This window comes from Mucilaginibacter robiniae (genome assembly GCF_012849215.1).
In the GTDB taxonomy this organism is placed as follows: domain Bacteria; phylum Bacteroidota; class Bacteroidia; order Sphingobacteriales; family Sphingobacteriaceae; genus Mucilaginibacter; species Mucilaginibacter robiniae.
Genome location: NZ_CP051682.1, coordinates 169,306 through 188,072 on the forward strand (window position 1 = coordinate 169,306; position 18,767 = coordinate 188,072).

Consider the following 18,767-nt stretch of genomic DNA (forward strand, 5'->3'; position numbering starts at 1 on the left):
CGTATATACTAGGTATTCTTTCTTAATAACCTAAATACAAGCCTATTATGCTTACCGGTGAAAGCCAGCGCATCCTGACTATGCAAAGATTTTTGGATCTGGATATCAGTCGGGAGAACGAACTACAGAATATTGTAGCACTGGCTGCTGATACCTGTCAGGCTCAAGCTGCATTTCTGGTATTTGTAGAACAGGACACTATTAAAGTAAAGTTTAAAGCAGGCAGTTTGGCCGATAGCTTACCCAATGCCGAAACCTTTTACCAAGAAGTATTTCAGGGTCAGGAAGTGGTTGTCATTCCCAATACCAAAAATAACCCTTTATTTGCTAATCATCCTTGGGTAACCGGACCGGCAAACATTCGCTTTTATGCAGGGGCACCTCTTATTACGCATGATGGACTTACCATAGGCGCGTTATTTGTAGTTGGACAGGAGCCTAAAAATTTATCAGATCGGCGGAAGGGCATGTTGAATATACTAGCACGCCAAGCCGTTAACATGGCTGAATTTGAACTCAGCATCAGCATGCTTAGAGAACAGCTGCTAGAGGCCAAAAGCTCAGCCAACAAATTGCGGATGTTTTTTGAAAGTACGCGATCTAACCATTTATTGATGGACAGTAAAATGGAAGTACTTGCCTTTAATAGAGCATTTTATAATATATCGAAGGCAGTAATGGGTATTAAGGTAAAAGCGGGCACGCATGCTACTCAATATATCTTTCCTAATTATCGTGAAGACTTTGAAAAGAACTTTCAGATAGCTTTACAAGGAACCCTTGTTCAATATGAGCGTTATATTGAGTACCAGGGCTATGCGCCCAGCTGGGTACGGGTATCCTACAATCCGGTTTCCGACGATCAAGGTACAATTATTGGGATCTCATTTAATGCAACAGACATAACCGAACAAAAACGTAATGAGCATAAAGTATTGGAACAAAATGAAGCATTGCGCAAAATTGCCCACATCCAATCGCATGAATTACGTAAGCCGGTAGCTTCTATTTTAGGGTTGATGAACGTAATTAAAATAGAAGGTACCGGCCCTGATAACGAAAACCTGGCTATGATGGAAAAAGCTGTACTTGAACTGGACCATACCATTCAGGATATAGTTGGCAGCATTGAAGAACAGGAAAACCAATCTTCATTAGTTCATTTACCTTAATAATCTGTAATGTGAATCTTAGCTTTACATGCGCAAACTTTTAGTTTGCTCGATATTAAGGATAAACTTGTTATTACTTTACTAGTTCTTGAACTGCATGTTCTACTTTACTGAATGGAAACTGTTGCAAAATATTATCCATCGCTTCAGCTATTTCCGTATTGCATAGGTTGCCAATACTCCCCTCATGCGTATGGTTTACTTCTTGATTCGGGTTAAAATTGCCTTGCTCAATAGCTAACCCCACCTGCTTGTAAGCATCACGGAATGGAACTCCATTTAACACTTGACGGTTCACTTCTTCTACGCTAAATAAATAAGCATATTTCGGATCGGTAAGTATATCCGTTTTTACTTCGATATGCTGTAGCATAAGCTCGGCCATTTGCAAACAGCTTTTCAGTTCGGTAAAGGCCGGAAACAGTAGCTCTTTTAAAATCTGCATTTCACGATGATAGCCGGATGCCAGGTTTGTGGTAACCATAGCTACATCATTAGGTAAAGCCTGCAAGCGGTTACACTTACCTCTAATTAGTTCCCAAACATCCGGGTTTTTTTTGTGGGGCATAATGCTGCTACCAGTAGTCAAGTTTTCAGGATAGCTCACAAAAGAAAAGTTCTGGCTCAAATAAAGACATTGGTCCATAGCCATTTTAGCTAGCGTTGCCGCTACAGCCGATAATGCTTGGGCGATAATCCGCTCGGTTTTACCCCGCCCCATTTGCGCGTAAACTACATTATAGTTCAGGCTCTCGAAACCCAGTAGCTGGGTAGTTAATGTACGGTTTAAAGGAAATGAAGAACCATAACCAGCAGCCGATCCTAACGGGTTTTTATTGGTAATCTTATAAGCAGCTAGTACCATTTCCAAATCATCAGTCAGGCTTTCGGCATAAGCACCAAACCACAAGCCGAATGAGGATGGCATTGCTACCTGAAAATGAGTATAGCCCGGTAATAACACGTTTCTATATTTTTCGCTTAGTTGTAAAAGTGAATCGAACAACGTTTTTACGCCTTCAACTACTTCCTGCAACTCGTGCCTGAAAAACAACTTTAAATCTACCAGTACCTGATCGTTTCGGGAGCGGCCGCTATGTATTTTTTTGCCAGCCTCTCCTATACGGCGCGTAAGCAGCAGTTCTACCTGAGAGTGTACATCCTCTACACCAGGTTCAATTTCAAATTGGTTACAGTCAATTTCCTGATAAACAGTTTTCAGTTCATCCTGAACAGCTTTCAAGTTGTCTTCACTCAGTAGACCTATGGTATTCAGCATGCGGGTATGAGCTAGTGAGCCCAACACATCAAAAGAAGCCATTTGGCGGTCAAATTCTCGGTCGCGTCCAACTGTAAAATCTTCTACCCTGGCGTTTACCTGGGTTGTTTTTTGCCACAATTTGCTCATACCGCAAAGATGAACAAAATTTACTTACCAGAAAGCCGATGTATAAGCCCAGTTATAATTAGAGGATGTTAGAACCCATCAGGTTTGGTGTAGACGAGATTATTGGGGCAGAAAGAGATTTGAAACTGAGCATGATTATCTCTGTACAGTATCGCTTAATCCCTTCATTATCTGTTATGGTGCGTGTTTTGATTTTTCCTTCCAGGTAAATAACCTGTCCTTTTTGTAGTTGTGAAATCAAGTCGAATTCAGCTAAGCTATCTACTTTAATTTCATGCAACTCCAAATGTTGCATATTTTGCCCGTCTTTTTTAATAATTTCATCAGTAAGTAACGGAAAAGAATAAAATTTATAGCCATCAGGCTGATTGTGAAGGCGTGGTTTTTTGTTTACAGTCCCAATCAAAAAAACCTTGTTTATTCCAGCATTATTAAACATAGTATCAGTAAAAATAGGTTATCGTTAACGTAAGCCTATACTCGGCTGCGCGGCAATATTCCGCATTGTTATTTTTCCCTAATACCGTATATATACGCTTTATACAACGTATAAATACGTATTTCACCCTTAAATTCCATCCTAATATATCGATACGCATACCTGGTATTTTGCTGATATTGATTATCAACCTGATTTTGTGATTCTGGATTATCTTTTAAAGGATGCTAATAATGACGGTAAAATTTGCCAGTAGCTTAAAGCTGATAAGAACCTGGCGCATGTACCAATAATTATATTTTCGACATACTTACACTGTTACATAAAATATCTATCATTCGGCTGTAAGGCAGTTATAACCAAACCTCTAAATTGGAAGGATCTGCTTGAAGAGGTAAACACCTTAACAACTCAAAATTAAATCGGAATTGATTTTAAACTAATTGCAACTTTATAAGCCGTAATGCCTCGCATAGTTATTTCACAAACAAGATAAATCGCATATCTTGCTGCAGTTTATTTACAACAACTTGTTTTACATATGAACGGTCAGAACCGTAAAGATATTTATCCCGGTTTAGAGGTAGATATCATCCTGAAAAAAGATCAGCGCAGTGGAACACTTACCAGAGGTATTGTTAAAAATCTGCTTACCAGTGCTGCCTACCATTCGCGCGGCATTAAAGTACGATTGGAAGATGGCCAGATTGGCCGGGTTGCTTCTATTGTAGAAGAAGATTTGTAACCTGTACTAAAAAACTGTTGTCTTTTAAATATTTAGATTATAATAACTTGTTCCTGGAATAATCATTAATCTTATTAATTATGCCTGCTAATAAATCAAGCAAGAAGAAGCTCCAGTTTTATTTAGATGCCCATCACCGCTTGTTTATTGCATTAGGTGTCGGTATTGTTGCTGCTGCTATATCCTACCGCAATTTATCAGGACCGCAAACTACTCTTATTGCATGGATATGTTTTGCATTCAGCATTATAATTCCAGAGTGGATTATTATCCTCACTGCCCACCCACGCGAAATTCGTAGCATTGCTCGCTTGCAGGATTCGAGCCGTTCGTTCATATTTTTATTTGTAATTGGGGCTGCATTGGTCAGCCTGTTTGCTATTGGCTATTTATTAATCACCAGCAAACATAGTTCGCAAGCCGAAGTAACCAGAAGTATCATACTTACTATGGGCTCGGTAATTACTTCCTGGTGGCTGGTACATACTGTTTTTACTATGCGCTATGCTCATGAATATTATGATACCGACACCGACGAAGGCGATATCAAAAAAGTTGGTGGCTTGAAATTTCCAGAAGAAGACAATCCTGATTATTTAGATTTTGTTTATTTCTCTTTTGTATTAGGCATGACTTTTCAGGTTTCTGATGTGGATATTACCTCACGTACCATCCGCCGGCTGGCTTGGATGCATGGTTTAATATCATTTGCCTTTAGTACCGCTATAGTAGCACTCAGTATTAATGTGATTTCGGGGCTAGTTTCACATTAAACTTGCAGCTAAGAGAATTAAAGAAGCATTTGTTTTAACATTTCTGTAACAAATAAGCTATACGCTGGCAATTTTGCTTCTTTAATGTACTTTTAGTAGCTATTAATTAAGAAACCCCAAAAATGAACAAATTTTTCATGACTATGGCTATTGCGGCCGTAGCAACTACAGGCTATGCTCAAGGTCGGCAGGATAGTACTGCTCGTCGTGCGGCTATGCCGGGCGGCTTTCCAGGTATGGCCAACCAGCAACGCGCTCAACCAGCACAGCCTCGCCCCTACAATTCGGTAATTACCGACAAAGCTGTTACCCGCAAAGGGCTATTTAAAACACATAAGGTAGATGACAAATATTATTTTGAAATTGCCGATAGCGTTTTAAACCGTGATATATTGGTGGTAAGCCGCGTAGCACGTGCAGGCGCTGAAATGAGAGCAGCCGATGTATATGCCGGCGACCAAATTGGCAGCACCGTAGTTCGCTTTGAAAAAGGCCCAAGCAACCGCATCTTCCTACGTAAAATATCATACCGTACCTACAGTCCTGATAGTACCAAGTCCATGTACGAGGCTGTACAACGTTCCAATATTCAGGCTATCGCAGCAGCTTTTAACATTGCGGCTTACTCTCCTGATAAAAAAGGCAGCGTTATTGATGTAACTGATTACATTAACAGTGATAATGATGTATTTTTCTTTAGCTCGCCGCAAGCCAAGCAACGTGCCCGTCTAGGAACCATTTTGCCAGATAGAAGTTATATAGAAAATATCAGAAGTTTCCCTACCAATGTTGAAATCAGTACTGTAAAAACTTACGGCCTATTAGCTGCTGCTTCGCCATTTGGTGGTGCTGGCAGAACACCTATGCCTACAGCGGGTGGAGCTGCCGCGGCTAATGGTTCTGAAACGGTAGAATTAAATACTTCTTTGCTGATTTTACCTAAAGTGCCAATGAAGGCTCGTTTTTTTGATCCGCGTGTAGGTTACTTTACTACCGGCTTTACCGATTTTGATGCTAACCCGCAAGGTATTAAAGAAATACAACTGATTGCCCGCTGGCGCCTGGAAGTAAAACCAGAAGATATGGCCAAATACAAGCGCGGAGAACTAGTTGAACCTAAAAAACAAATTGTTTATTACATTGACCCAGCCACGCCTAAAAAATGGCAGCCCTACCTAATTGCAGGGGTAAATGACTGGCAAAAAGCTTTTGAAAAAGCCGGCTTTAAGAATGCTATTGTTGCTAAAATTGCTCCTACCGCCAAACAAGATTCTACCTGGAGCCTGGATGATGCCAGCCACTCTGTAATTGTTTATAAACCATCAGAAACTGAAAATGCCAGCGGTCCGCATGTATCTGACCCACGTAGCGGCGAAATTCTGGAAACTCACATCAACTGGTATCATAACGTTATGAAACTGGTACATGACTGGTATATGATTCAAACAGCTGCGGTTGACCCTCGTGCCCGTAAAATGACGTTTGATGATAAATTGATGGGTGATTTAATCCGCTTTGTATCTTCACATGAAGTTGGTCATACGTTAGGTTTACGCCACAACTACGGCTCAAGCTCAAGTGTACCAGTTGAAAAATTACGCGACAAAGCTTTCGTGGAAGCCAATGGACATACTCCATCTATTATGGACTATGCCCGTTTTAACTACGTAGCACAACCTGAAGACAATATTGGCCCGAAAGGCTTATACCCACGCATTGGCGATTATGATAAATGGGCTATTGAATGGGGCTACAAAGTACTGGATGCTAAAAATGCGGAAGCTGAAGTACCGGTTTTAAATAAAATGACTATTGAGAGTGCTAAAAACAGAAGATTATGGTTTGGCACTGAAACCAACCCTGACGATCCGCACTCACAAAATGAGGACTTAGGTGACAATGCCATGAAAGCCAGTGATTATGGAATCATGAACCTGAAACGCATTCTGGCTAAACTACCGGAGTGGACTAAAGAGCCTAATGAAGATTATGATAATTTGCAAAACATGTACGGTCAACTGGTTACGCAGTTTAACCGCTACATGGGCCATGTAGCTAAAAACGTTGGTGGCATCTATGAAAATCCGAAAACTGTAGAACAAGTAGGCCCTGTATATACTTACACGCCGGCTGCTACGCAGAAAGAAGCTATGAATTTTCTGGATCGCCAGTTGTTTACTACACCAACCTGGTTACTGAACGAGCCTATTTTGAATAATATTGGCCAGACTGACGTTCAAGTAGTTTACCGTAGTCAAGATGCTGTATTGAACCGTTTGATGACGCCACATACTCTAAATAAGCTAATTGCTTTTGAAGCGGCTGATGGCAAGCAAGCTTATACCATTACGGACTTTATGAGCGATATGCAGAACATAGTATTCCGTGAGGTAAAAAGTAAGCAACCAGTTGATGTTTACCGCCGCAACTTACAAAAGTTGTATGTAGATAAATTGATTGATATAGTGAACCCGCCCCAACAACCTGCTGCCACAATTATTATTGGTGGACGTGGTGGCCAAGGTATGGGCACTCGCGAATTAGAGCAAACCGATGTGGTTTCTGTAGCTAAAGCACAACTGCGTGCTATTGATACGATGATTAAATCGGCTCTGCCAAGTGAATCGGACTCCATGACTAGCTATCACTTGCAAGATTTATCAGATCGTATTCAAAAAGCGTTAAATCCGAAAGCATAATTTTAGCTCAAATTAATTCCTGTTTAAACAAACAGCCGCTATTGTTAAAAACAAAGCGGCTGTTTTACTTTAGCATATATGGTAATTTACTGTAGTAAGTTGCTGTATTAAATATTTTCTAAGATCATTTTAGAACAATGTACCATTCGTTGGCAATAATCTTGGCCGTTGCAATTTTAAGTTGAGCTTTTGATTAAGTCGCTCTATGAAATAATCACATAACACAGGTGCATTTACTTCTTCGGGCTGATGCATCATAAAATACACAGATTGCAGCCCTTGCTTAGTCCATTGCTTTAAACGCTCTACCCAAGCATCAATACGCAAATAATCTGTTGGGTGCAGGCCATTCCCTACAAAGCGTATAAAGGCATGTGGCACGGTCAAGGTCATGTGCACCACATCTCGTCGTCCGGCAGTATCAGTAATTACAGCACCAATATTCATGTTGTGCATCATTTCAAAAACTGCCTCTTCTACCTTGGGTTGCATAAACCAGTTGCGATGCCGTAATTCGGTAAATACCGGTAAATCATGAGGAAGACTTTGCAAATATTTTTTCAGCTCATTAAAGCTGTTAGGTGAAAAATTATCGTTCAGCTGCAAAAACATAGGACCCAGCTTATCTTCAAAAGCCAGCATGCTTTTGTAGAAAGCTGTTGTCAGTTCATCCACTCCTCTCAGCCGTTGTAAATGACTAATAGTTTGGTTGAATTTGGGACAAAACTTAAAATTTGAATTAGCTTCAGTTTTTTCGCGCCACTTAGCTATAGTATCCGGTTCAAATATGCGGTAAAAGGTAGCATTCAGTTCTACACAGTTGAAGTGCTTAACATACTCTTGTAAAAAGTCAACATCTTTAGTTTTTGCCGGGAACAAGTTACCTTTCCACTCCTTCCTGCCCCAACTCGTGCAGCCAACATGTACTTTTAGTTGTTGTACAGGTTTAGCTAAGCTTAAAGTGGCCGTAGTTAATGCCGGATCGGGCGGCAAGGAAAAATCAGAGTTAGCTAATTGTGTAGGCGCTACTTTGCCAAATTCCATGTTCAGTTTTAATTAATACTTCCCAGCATCTGAATATATAAAGCAATGCCCTCTTTAATCTCATCCATATAGATGAACTCGTCAGCCATATGAGAACGAGCAGAATCACCAGGACCAATTTTAAGGGACGGAATATCCAACAAAGCTTGGTCGGAAGTAGTTGGAGAACCATAAGAAGTTCGTCCTAAAGCTAAGCCTGCCTGTACAATAGGATGATTTTTATCTATTGATGATGGCTTCAACCTTACTGAACGTGGTTTCACTTCACAACTTACATGCTGCCTAACAATTTCCAGCACTTCTTCATTGCGGTAAGCATCCGTTACCCGAACATCAACCGTAAAGGTGCAGGTAGCCGGCACCACATTGTGCTGTGAACCTGCATTAATGATGGTAACCGACATTTTAAGTGGCCCAAACATATCAGACTCTTTTGGAAAGCGGAAAGTCCGGAACCATTCAATATCAGCCAGCGCTTTATAGATAGCATTCTCCCCTTCTTCACGGGCAGCATGACCGGCTTTGCCGTAAGTGGTACAATCCAGTACCATTAAGCCGCGTTCGGCAACGGCCAGTTGCATCAGCGTAGGCTCTCCTACTATGGCAAAATCAAGCATGCCTAAATCTGGTATAATCAGCTCCAAGCCGTTTACACCAGAAATCTCTTCTTCAGCAGTGGCAGCCAGGCAAAAGTTGTATTTAAGATCACTCCTATTATAAAAATATAAGAATACCTGTATCAGGGATACTAAACAGCCACCAGCATCATTACTCCCCAAACCATACAAACGGCCTTCTTCTTTCGTCGCTTCAAACGGATTACAGGTATACCCGGTATTGGGTTTTACAGTATCATGATGCGAGTTGAGTAAAATGGTAGGTTTTCCAGCATCATAGTATTTATTGTAGGCCCACACATTGTTCAGCTTCCGGTGGGTAGATACCTGATGCGCTTGTAAAAAGTGTTCAATTATATCAGCTGTTTTATCTTCTTCTTTACTAAAAGACGGCGAAGCTATAAGTTGTTCCAGCAATTCAAGTGCTTGCTGGTATAATAGATTGGTATCAGCCATACAGGTTATCAATATTCCCTTTAAATAAGCAGGTAAAAATAAAGTAATTATTTAAAAGGTTAAATTGTATAATAACTTCCTTAAAGTTATCTAATCATCTTCATTACGCATTTATGACTATGCAACGCCTCATTGTAGCAGTTATGTACAGCACTAATGTCTGGTTTGTACATAAAAAAATACATCTATTATATTATTTCGATTATCAAGAGTTCCCAATTAGCTTTTGCATGAAAAATTCCATTATTAGTCAAATTCTGGCACACTATTGGTATAAACCTTTACAACTAAAACGAACTGACTTATGAAAACATTAGATACCAAAACCCAAATACTTTTAAAAGCTATCGATCTGGAACTTAAAGCTTTATTAAACCAGGATATTAAAAATTTCCGTACAGCTCAGTTTAAGAAAAACAGCAACAACCAAGGCATGAGCAAACAAGCTGCCTGATCTACATATATTTATCTACCCTATGAAATCAAAGGAGTTTTTATTTAGTAAAGACTCCTTTTTTATTTTATTATAGATTATTTATTCTAGATGCTCATTAATATATGTTAGCTACTTTAAGAACTAACAAGTGTTTTTTTTGCAAGGCACAGTTTACGAATGTATACAGCTATACCTTATTGCAGCCAATTAATTTGGTAATGTATAACATCAAACATCATTTATTACCAACATTAAGAGTTAAGTATTTAGTATGGCATGTTTGTTGAACATTCTTAAATAGTAGAAACCTTATAAAGTGCAATGAAAAAGAGAATTTTACTAATTGATGATGACGTTATTGGAGCAAACTTGCTATCGCAATTATTGAACTATATGGGTTATGAGGTATGTTCACTACCACGTATAGAACGCGTGTTTTATGAAATTCCTAAGTGTAAACCCGACTTGATTTTATTGCATGATATATTATCAACCATCAGCAGCAATGTAATTGAGCGTTCCATTAATGCTATTGATGGTTCAAGTCATATTCCCGTTGTTAAATTTTCAGAAAGCGACTACTCTGGTTTTACCTCTTTGCTAGCCAGCCAGGAAAATGTAAAGCATATAACGAGCTTAGATACTTTCATTCAAAAAATTGAGCATCAGCTTGTAGCCTAGATTATAAATGCACCTCGTGTTTTAATCAGTTATACTGGTACGCATACGCTTTACGTAATTACGTATATCCAATACTATACCTGCACAAAAGTAAAATATGAGCGGAAAGCCAACCGCCAGGAATGAAGAATAAATAAAAAACAGCCGTATTTTAGCAATCGAAATATCAAGGCGCTCGCCTAAATAGGTACATACTCCGAATGAGTATCTCTCAAGAAAAGTTAACAGTCGCTGCAGCATATCAGGTTATGTTTAATATTTGGTTACCTACCCCACATTGCAAGCACTTCTTGAAATTACAATAGCTGTTTCTCAGCTCCAATAAGGCCTGCGATTCAAAAGCAGAGTTTATTTTTATACCTAAGTCTTCAAAGTCGTTGATGATATGGTTTTGTTCTACAGGTAAATTTTCCAGCAACTGTAAACTCCTGTTCACGTAAGGTTGCAATTGCTGATGATGACCATAACTAAACAAAAATACTGCTAAAGTATTTAATAAAAGTAAATTAACCGATGCCTGCCCCATATTTTTTGGTGATGGCTTGGCTTCTTTATCAAACCTGTAATGATTTTCCCAATACTCGTTAACATGGGTTACGGTGAAAAGCTTTCTTAACGCTGTAACATCATCAGTTTCCAACACTTTAGATAACAAGTGATTGGATTGCATTATTAAAGCAGCAAATTGGGCTAAGCGTATAGTCGGAAAGTTTTGAGGCCGCAAGCGCATAAACTTCCATAAATGTTTTTCAATAGGTACTAAACCGTACTTCTTCTGCAAAAACAGGTATTCTGCCTTGAGTATATTTGGATACGTGTCTGTAAACTCATCTGCTAAAAACCCTGCTTGGCCAAATATCAACGCCTCAATCTGTAACGAACTGTTTTTATGTTTACCTAGTAAGTTCTGGGGTAATGCTTTAGCCAACAACTCAAAAGGCAAAGCATTCACCTTGAAACCGAAGCTAATAGCCAGCTGCTGGTAGAAAGTTTCTTCCCAATTGCCACGATTGTATTGCAAAGCTTGTATAATGGCGAGTGATTTTTTTTGAAGACGCTCAACCAATACCCGGGTAAGCCAATTGTGCAGAGTTATACTTTTGATATTTTTAATACTACCCTCACAAGGAATAACCTGCTGGTTACCATAAACCAGTTGATGATACCTGGCATATAAATCACCAGAGATTCGATTTTTTAAAATCAAAGTAGCTACTTTCTGACCCGATGGCTGATGTAGAGGTTCATCATCATGATAAACAACATGCAGTATCACATTATGATAAGCGGCATCATCCTGATGCTTATGCTTACGCCAGTCTGATGATGATACATGGATTTCTACATTACCAGCCCATGTTGTTTCACCTATCCGGATACGAGCATTATGAAAATCAGGTCCGGAATCGTGGTTATGCAAACCTGCCGATAGAATCTGCAATTCTTCACCACTAGTAGTTTGCAAGCTATCATGATTAAACAGCTTAAACTTCCATATATAGTGCAAAAAATTTTCGGTGAAAAGCATGATGTTAAGATAAGGAAAATTAACTTTTAAGTAGTATTTATTTCTTATGTAATAAGCTCTCTGGATTTATTTGATAACTAAATTCTTGTATTAACCAGATATTAAATATTTAATCAATAATTCATAAATGTGAAATTAATGTCATTAATGCAAAAATACACCTATATGTTGCAAGCTACATGATATGAATTTGACGTATGGATAATAATAAATGCTGATTTTTGTCTGTTTAAAATCAACCTGCGAAATACTGTTATTACATTGACATGCCACTACAAGAACTTAAACGATTGCAAGCGGTAAACCGTTTCTTAAAATTAGAAACATCTAGGCAAGAAGAGCTAGATAACATTGTTAAACTAGCTGCTGAAATCTGCCAGACCCCAATTGCATTAATTACTATACTTGATGAAAGCTATACTTATGTTAAACATAGCACAGGCACGAAAGTAGAACTTATACCCCGTGAACAAACTTTTTGCAACCATGTACTTCCGGCAAAACAAACATTAGAAGTACCTGATACTTTAGTAGATGGGCGTTTTGTTAATCTTCCATTAGTAACAGGTGATTCTAAAATACGGTTTTATGCCGGAACCCCCTTAAGTACGCATGATGGACATAACATAGGTACTTTATGTGTGCTTGACCAAGAACCCAGGCAACTTACGGACCAACAAAAATTGATGCTTGAAATACTTTCACGTCAGATCATCCATATTCTGGAATTTGAATTCAGTGTAAATATTCTGAAAGCCCAATATGTTGAAGCACGCAATTCAGAAAATAAATTGCGTTCATTTTTTGAAAGTTCAGAATCAATACATCTATTAATTGGGCCAGAAATGGAAGTTCTGGCGCATAACAAATCGTTTTACGACTTTGTAAATAAGATGTATGGCGTGAAAATTCAGATTGGGATGAAAGCTATAGATTATGTTCATCATCTATATGTTTACGATTTTATTAAAAATTTTAATCTGGCTTTAATTGGAACACCTATAAAGCATGAAAGATTGCTGGATTACGGTGTAGCTGGATCAATTTGGTGCCATATTACCTATAACCCCGCTTATGACCGGGAAGGTAACATTATTGGTATTTCGTTTAATGTATCTAACATTAACGAACGCAAACATCATGAACAAAAAATATTACAGCAAAACCAGGCGCTGCGTAAAATAGCTTACTTTCAGTCACATGGATTACGCAAGCCTGTTGCTTCCATTTTGGGATTGATGAACATTGTTAAAATGGATGGCTACGGACATAATGAAGAATCATTAACCATGATGGAAGCAGCCACTATGGAGCTGGACGATATGATTCATAAAATAGTAAGCAGCACACACCTACTAGATGATGAAATAACCATAAACAACGACTTCACTTATCCTGAAATGCCAGTTGCCTGATTAGTATACAAGCTTTGCACCTTATATTTGCTTACTTAGTTGCAAAGCTTGTACAAATGCAAAATCTGGAAAATACACCTGCACTTACCACAGCACAACGCATCAAATCTATTATCGGTGGTTCGTTGGGTAATTTAGTAGAGTGGTATGATTGGTATATTTACTCTTCATTTACGTTGTATTTTGCCGGAAGCTTTTTCCCTTCGCAAAATGCAACTGCACAACTACTGAACAGTGCAGGCGTTTTTGCTTTAGGTTTTTTAATGCGACCTATTGGAGGTTGGGTAATGGGTACCTTTGCCGATAAACACGGGCGCAAAAAAGCATTAACCTTATCAGTACTGCTCATGAGCCTAGGTTCGCTCATGATTACAGTTGTACCCACCTACCAGCAAATAGGTATTGCCGCACCTATTGTTTTAGTATTAGCCCGTGTAATACAAGGTTTAAGCGTAGGTGGTGAATACGGAACCAGCGCCACTTACCTGAGCGAAATGGCTGCCAAACGGCACCGGGGCTTTTATTCCAGCTTTCAATATGTTACTCTAATTATGGGTCAACTCCTCGCATTGAGCGTATTGGTTTTGCTGCAACGGGTATTTTTATCAGAACAGCAATTGCACAGTTGGGGCTGGCGTATTCCTTTTGCAGTTGGAGCTATACTAGCCATAACTGTAATGTACCTGCGCCGTAGCTTACATGAATCGGTAGCTATAACATCTACAAAAACCAGCTCAGCTCAAAAAGGCACATTAGCGGGGTTACTGCAACACCCTAAAGCTGTACTTACAGTAATTGGTTTAACTGTTGGTGGTACAGTAGCTTTTTATACTTATACTACATACATGCAGAAGTTTTTGGTAGATACAGCCGGGTTTTCCAAAGCTGAGGCTACACTAATTTCCACCTTAACTACTATTGTGTTCATGTTGATGCAACCTCTATTTGGTGCTGTTTCTGATCGTATAGGCCGTCGGCCTTTGCTTATTGCCTTTGGGTTATTAGGTACGCTTAGTACCGTTCCCATCATGACCAGCCTAAGCCATACAACCAGCTTTTGGCCGGCTTTGGGGCTTATATTGATAGCCTTACTTATTGTGAGCGGATATACTTCTATTAATGCCGTAGTAAAAGCCGAATTATTCCCGGCTGAAATACGTGCGTTGGGCGTTGGCTTACCATATGCCATTGCCGTATCTGTGTTTGGCGGCACAGCCGAATACATTGCACTAGACTTTAAACAAGCCGGACATGCCAGCTATTTTTATTGGTATGTTACTGCTTGTATTGCCGTTTCATTAGTCATCTATGTATTTATGAACGACACCCATAAACACTCTAAAATTGAAGATTAACTAAAGTAATATCTTTAATCAACATCTAACCAAATAACAGTTAATCCCTTATTCACATATGCATTCCAGTTTTTTGGACCACATTGACAACCAATTTCATTTACCCTTATCTAATCCGGTACTTATTTTTTCGCTTATACTTTTTATTATACTATTATCTCCCCTGCTGCTTAAAAAGTTGAGAATACCCGGGGTAATTGGTTACATTGTAGCTGGTATTATTATAAGTCCGCATGGGTTTAACATCTTGCAAAAAAATGCGGCTGTCGAATTATTCTCGACTATCGGCCTATTATACATCATGTTTATTGCCGGTATAGAGCTGGACCTAAAAGATTTTAAAACTAAAAAGCATAAAAGCCTCACCTTTGGCTTATTCACCTTTGCCATCCCTATTTTGTTAGGCTTTCCGGTTTGTTATTATGTATTGCACTACCCTATGGTTACTTCCATACTTACATCCAGTATGTTTGCTACCCATACGCTGGTTGCCTATCCAATTGTAAGTCGCTATGGTATTGCTAAAAATGAAGCTATAGCTGTAACTGTTGGCGGTACTATATTGACAGATACGGCCGTGCTCATTATACTGGCTGTTGTTATGGGATCAGTTAAAGGCGGTTTAACATTTTCATTCTGGATACAGCTTATTGTATCCTTGCTCATTTTCTCGTTAATCCAATTTATTTTACTACCTAAGATAGCGCAATGGTTCTTCAACCGCATAGAAAACCAAACTACCTCTCATTATATATTTGTGTTACTTATGGTGTTTGTTTCGGCATTTTTAGCACAATTAGCAGGTATTGAGCCAATTATTGGTGCTTTTATGGCTGGCTTAGCACTTAACCGGTTAGTATCACGTTCAGTTAAATTAACCAAGCAAATTGAGTTTGTGGGCAATGCTATATTTATCCCCTTTTTTCTGATTAGTGTAGGTATGCTGGTTGATTTGCATGTATTGTTCAATGGTACTCATGCCTTGCTCATTGCTGGTTGTTTAACTATAGTAGCATTATTAGGCAAATGGCTAAGTGCTTGCTTTACAAAATATATTTTTAAATACACCCGTGCTCAACAACAACTTATATTTGGATTGAGTAGCTCGCATGCAGCCGCTACCATGGCAATAATACTAGTGGGCTTTCAAGCTGGCATTATTGACGAAAATATATTAAACGGAACCATTATATTAATCATGATTACCTGTGTGGCAGCTTCGTTAGCTACAGAGAAAGCTGCTATTAAAATCAAAAAAGCAGAAAAAGAACCCGAAGAGATCCGCCTTAAGTATTTAGTGTAACACAAACATCATTTCATATGTCATCATCTGCCAAAACCCTGCCTTTAGAAATTACTATAGGCCAAAACACACAAAATCCATTAACCGTGTACCGGTTAGGATATGGCACTATGCGCCTCACCGGACCGGGCATATGGGGCGAGCCAGCCAACCGCGAAGAAGCTTTGCAAATACTTAAAAATGCAGTGCAAGTAGCCGGTGTAAACTTTATTGATACCGCCGACTATTATGGAGAGGATGTAACCAACCGCCTGATAGCCGAGGCTTTGTACCCTTACCCTAAAAATTTAATTATTTGCACTAAAGTAGGTGCTACCCGTAAACCCGATAAAAGCTGGGTAGCCTTTAACCGCCCCGAACAATTACGTACCAGTATTGACAATAATTTGCGCACGCTGAAGCAAGAACAAATTTCGCTAGTACACTTCAGGGTAATGTTAGATAGCGATGTGCCTTTTGAGGAATCAATAGAAGCTATGTTTGAACTGCAGAAAGAAGGTAAAATTTTGCATGTGGGCCTAAGTAATGTAACCCGCGATCAATTGGAACTAGGCTTAACCAAAGGTCATATTGCTACGGTTGAAAACATGTACAGCTACCACCAGCGCACTACTTTGGTAATACACCATAACGAAAACCGGGGTGGTGAGGAAGTATTGGATTTGTGTGAAAAAAATCAGATTCCGCTTATTCCTTATTTCTCTTTAGTTACTTCTCTACCTACACAAAATGATAAAATAGGAATGATAGCGCAGAAGTATCAGGTAAGCAAAGCACAGATTAATCTAGCTTGGCTGCTACATAAATCACGTTGGATATTACCAATTCCGGGCACTTCATCGCTGGCTCACCTGGATGAAAACTTACAGGCTGCCAACATTCAGCTAACGGCAGAAGACATGGCCTACTTAGGTTAAAAACAATGCAGACTAACTTCAAAGAATTAGTCTGCATTGTTTTATATTTATTATACTGCGCTTAAACTACTTGTATATGAACACCAGTAAGTTACCTAAAAAGATTATGCTTAGGCAGCATGAGATTACCGCTGATTTTATGAAGATAATAGATCAGCATCTGGATGATGTATTAGCTAACCGAGTTACCGAAATGTTCGAGATCAAGGATATTGCCGATACTATACACATTCACCCTACTCATTTAAGTAATACTATTAAACTTGTTACCGGCTGCTCGCCCTGTTCATTTTATGAAGAAAAGATTATGAACATTGCACGGCAGCAGCTTAAAGAAACTAACAAGCCTGTTGCTGCAATAGCCGGGCAGCTTACTTTTGATCCTTCTAATTTTGTTAAATTTTTTAAACGTTTTGAAGGCACTTCGCCTAAACAATACCGAGAAAAAGAACAAGCAACTCAATCAGAAACAGAAAAATCTGAAATGATCACCATTTGAACTGAAACTATCACCATAATTATGTAGGTAGCTTAACGCAACTTTGTACTACATCATTCAACAAAATAATATGAGTACAAACAAGATAGCTTTGATTACCGGCGGTAGCCGCGGATTAGGCAAAAACGCTGCTTTACATTTAGCCGATAAAGGCATTGACGTAATTGTTGTTTACCGAAGTAAAGAAGAGGAAGCGAACAATGTAGTTAATGCGATTGAACAAAAAGGGCAACAAGCTATAGCTCTACAATTGGATATCGCCAACACAAAAGCATTTGATAATTTTTTTCAGACTTTAGCTGAATCTTTACAGCAAAAATGGAACCGCAACAATTTTGATTTTCTGATTAACAATGCTGGTATTGATGCAGCCTCACCATTTGCTCAAACAACTGAGGAAGACTTTGATCATTTGTTCAATGTGCATTTCAAAGGCGTTTACTTTTTAACGCAAAAGGCCTTACCTTATATTGCCGATGGTGGCCGCATTATCAATCTTTCTACAGGTTTAACGCGCTTTGCTACGCCGGGCTATGCTGCTTACGCATCCATGAAGGGTGCCATTGAGGTGTTTACTAAGTACCTGGCTAAAGAACTTGGCCCACGCCGCATTGCTGCCAACCTAGTAGCACCGGGTATTATTGAAACTGACTTTACCAAAGAAGCCTTTACGGCTCATCCTCAACTAAACGAATACATGTCATCTATTACAGCTTTGGGCCGTGTAGGTCAGCCAGATGATATTGGTGGCCTCATCGCTTTTCTATGTACCGATGAAGCTCGTTGGATTAATGCACAACGCATTGAAGCATCTGGTGGTATGTTTTTGTAAGCAGAAACTTTTGGTAATGACATACGGTCATGCTATAGTAGTATAGCATGACCGTACATTTACAAGTCGATACGACGAACGTTTCTAACTTCCATAACCGGCTTGTTCATCACTGCATAAAAGAATAAACCGCCAAGTATATAGAGCAATACATCCCAATAATCAGCCGTGTACGTTGCTGAATAGTGTGGCAGCAGCCATTCGAACAACACACTGAGATAAATTACTATAAAGATAACGTGGCCAGGCAACAGCACATAATAATTACTTTTAATCATAACTGTACGTTTAAACCACAAACTTAAATTAGCGATAACAGGCACAGCGACTGCATCATCCAAGTAACCATTTAAAAATGGAACAGGATAGTTCAATTTGCGGGCTGGGATAATTACTGCCCACACTAAACAGCCTGCTATAAACCATGGATTCTGTAGCGTTTTCAAAT

Annotated in this window: 19 protein-coding genes; 12 read left to right on the forward strand and 7 right to left on the reverse strand. The window is 39.1% G+C overall.

The features are described 5' to 3' along the window. Positions 1-47: 47 nt before the first annotated feature. The gene (locus tag HH214_RS00750; protein WP_169605518.1) at positions 48-1,172 is read left to right on the forward strand and encodes a GAF domain-containing protein; all 1,125 of its coding nucleotides are present in this window, start codon (positions 48-50) and stop codon (positions 1,170-1,172) included. Between the two features lie 73 nt (positions 1,173-1,245). On the opposite strand, the gene argH is transcribed toward HH214_RS00750, so the two are convergent. Both argH and HH214_RS00760 read right to left on the reverse strand, forming a co-directional pair. Then, positions 1,246-2,580, reverse strand: a complete 1,335-nt coding sequence (argH, locus tag HH214_RS00755; protein ID WP_169605519.1) for an argininosuccinate lyase — start codon at positions 2,578-2,580, stop codon at positions 1,246-1,248. A 58-nt stretch (positions 2,581-2,638) separates the two neighbouring features. After that, positions 2,639-3,019, reverse strand: coding sequence for a single-stranded DNA-binding protein (locus HH214_RS00760; RefSeq protein WP_169605520.1), 381 nt, complete (start codon positions 3,017-3,019; stop codon positions 2,639-2,641). A gap of 541 nt (positions 3,020-3,560) precedes the next feature. On the opposite strand from HH214_RS00760, the gene HH214_RS00765 reads away from it, so the two are divergent. From HH214_RS00765 to HH214_RS00775, 3 genes are all read left to right on the forward strand, one after another. Then, on the forward strand, positions 3,561-3,764 hold the full coding sequence (locus HH214_RS00765) for a YwbE family protein (RefSeq protein ID WP_169605521.1): 204 nt from the start codon (positions 3,561-3,563) through the stop codon (positions 3,762-3,764). Positions 3,765-3,844: 80 nt separating this feature from the next. Then, positions 3,845-4,537 (forward strand): DUF1345 domain-containing protein, encoded by a 693-nt coding sequence (locus HH214_RS00770; protein ID WP_169605522.1) that lies wholly within the window; start codon positions 3,845-3,847, stop codon positions 4,535-4,537. Positions 4,538-4,659: 122 nt separating this feature from the next. After that, a complete protein-coding gene (locus tag HH214_RS00775) occupies positions 4,660-7,236 on the forward strand; it encodes a zinc-dependent metalloprotease (RefSeq protein WP_211166283.1) in 2,577 nt (858 codons plus the stop codon). Between the two features lie 129 nt (positions 7,237-7,365). On the opposite strand, the gene HH214_RS00780 is transcribed toward HH214_RS00775, so the two are convergent. Together HH214_RS00780 and HH214_RS00785 are read right to left on the reverse strand one after the other, a co-directional pair. Beyond that, positions 7,366-8,280: a DUF72 domain-containing protein gene (locus HH214_RS00780; protein WP_169605523.1), complete on the reverse strand. Its 915-nt coding sequence runs from the start codon at positions 8,278-8,280 to the stop codon at positions 7,366-7,368. 8 nt (positions 8,281-8,288) lie between these two features. Next, positions 8,289-9,353: a M20 family metallo-hydrolase gene (locus tag HH214_RS00785; RefSeq protein WP_169605524.1), complete on the reverse strand. Its 1,065-nt coding sequence runs from the start codon at positions 9,351-9,353 to the stop codon at positions 8,289-8,291. Between the two features lie 304 nt (positions 9,354-9,657). Here HH214_RS00785 and HH214_RS00790 point away from each other — a divergent pair, with 304 nt between their 5' ends. Continuing rightward, a complete protein-coding gene (locus HH214_RS00790) occupies positions 9,658-9,807 on the forward strand; it encodes a hypothetical protein (protein ID WP_169605525.1) in 150 nt (49 codons plus the stop codon). A 303-nt stretch (positions 9,808-10,110) separates the two neighbouring features. Beyond that, positions 10,111-10,470: a PleD family two-component system response regulator gene (locus tag HH214_RS00795; protein ID WP_169605526.1), complete on the forward strand. Its 360-nt coding sequence runs from the start codon at positions 10,111-10,113 to the stop codon at positions 10,468-10,470. 21 nt (positions 10,471-10,491) lie between these two features. Here the strand turns inward: HH214_RS00795 and HH214_RS00800 are convergent, their stop codons facing one another. Further along, on the reverse strand, positions 10,492-10,710 hold the full coding sequence (locus tag HH214_RS00800) for a PspC domain-containing protein (RefSeq protein WP_169605527.1): 219 nt from the start codon (positions 10,708-10,710) through the stop codon (positions 10,492-10,494). Position 10,711: 1 nt separating this feature from the next. Then, the gene (locus tag HH214_RS00805; protein WP_169605528.1) at positions 10,712-11,998 is read right to left on the reverse strand and encodes a DUF2851 family protein; all 1,287 of its coding nucleotides are present in this window, start codon (positions 11,996-11,998) and stop codon (positions 10,712-10,714) included. A 266-nt stretch (positions 11,999-12,264) separates the two neighbouring features. Here HH214_RS00805 and HH214_RS00810 point away from each other — a divergent pair, with 266 nt between their 5' ends. The 6 genes from HH214_RS00810 (at position 12,265) to HH214_RS00835 (ending at position 18,319) form a co-directional block, all read left to right on the forward strand. Beyond that, a complete protein-coding gene (locus HH214_RS00810) occupies positions 12,265-13,413 on the forward strand; it encodes a GAF domain-containing protein (protein WP_169605529.1) in 1,149 nt (382 codons plus the stop codon). Positions 13,414-13,469: 56 nt separating this feature from the next. Beyond that, positions 13,470-14,768, forward strand: coding sequence for an MFS transporter (locus HH214_RS00815; RefSeq protein ID WP_169605530.1), 1,299 nt, complete (start codon positions 13,470-13,472; stop codon positions 14,766-14,768). Between the two features lie 58 nt (positions 14,769-14,826). After that, positions 14,827-16,071: a cation:proton antiporter gene (locus HH214_RS00820; protein WP_169605531.1), complete on the forward strand. Its 1,245-nt coding sequence runs from the start codon at positions 14,827-14,829 to the stop codon at positions 16,069-16,071. 17 nt (positions 16,072-16,088) lie between these two features. Then, the gene (locus tag HH214_RS00825) at positions 16,089-16,988 is read left to right on the forward strand and encodes an aldo/keto reductase (RefSeq protein WP_169605532.1); all 900 of its coding nucleotides are present in this window, start codon (positions 16,089-16,091) and stop codon (positions 16,986-16,988) included. Positions 16,989-17,064: 76 nt separating this feature from the next. Further along, a complete protein-coding gene (locus tag HH214_RS00830) occupies positions 17,065-17,487 on the forward strand; it encodes a helix-turn-helix domain-containing protein (RefSeq protein ID WP_169605533.1) in 423 nt (140 codons plus the stop codon). A gap of 70 nt (positions 17,488-17,557) precedes the next feature. Next, positions 17,558-18,319, forward strand: a complete 762-nt coding sequence (locus HH214_RS00835) for an SDR family NAD(P)-dependent oxidoreductase (protein WP_169605534.1) — start codon at positions 17,558-17,560, stop codon at positions 18,317-18,319. 59 nt (positions 18,320-18,378) lie between these two features. Here the strand turns inward: HH214_RS00835 and HH214_RS00840 are convergent, their stop codons facing one another. Further along, positions 18,379-18,765, reverse strand: coding sequence for a hypothetical protein (locus tag HH214_RS00840; protein WP_169605535.1), 387 nt, complete (start codon positions 18,763-18,765; stop codon positions 18,379-18,381). Between the last annotated feature and the right edge of the window lie 2 nt (positions 18,766-18,767).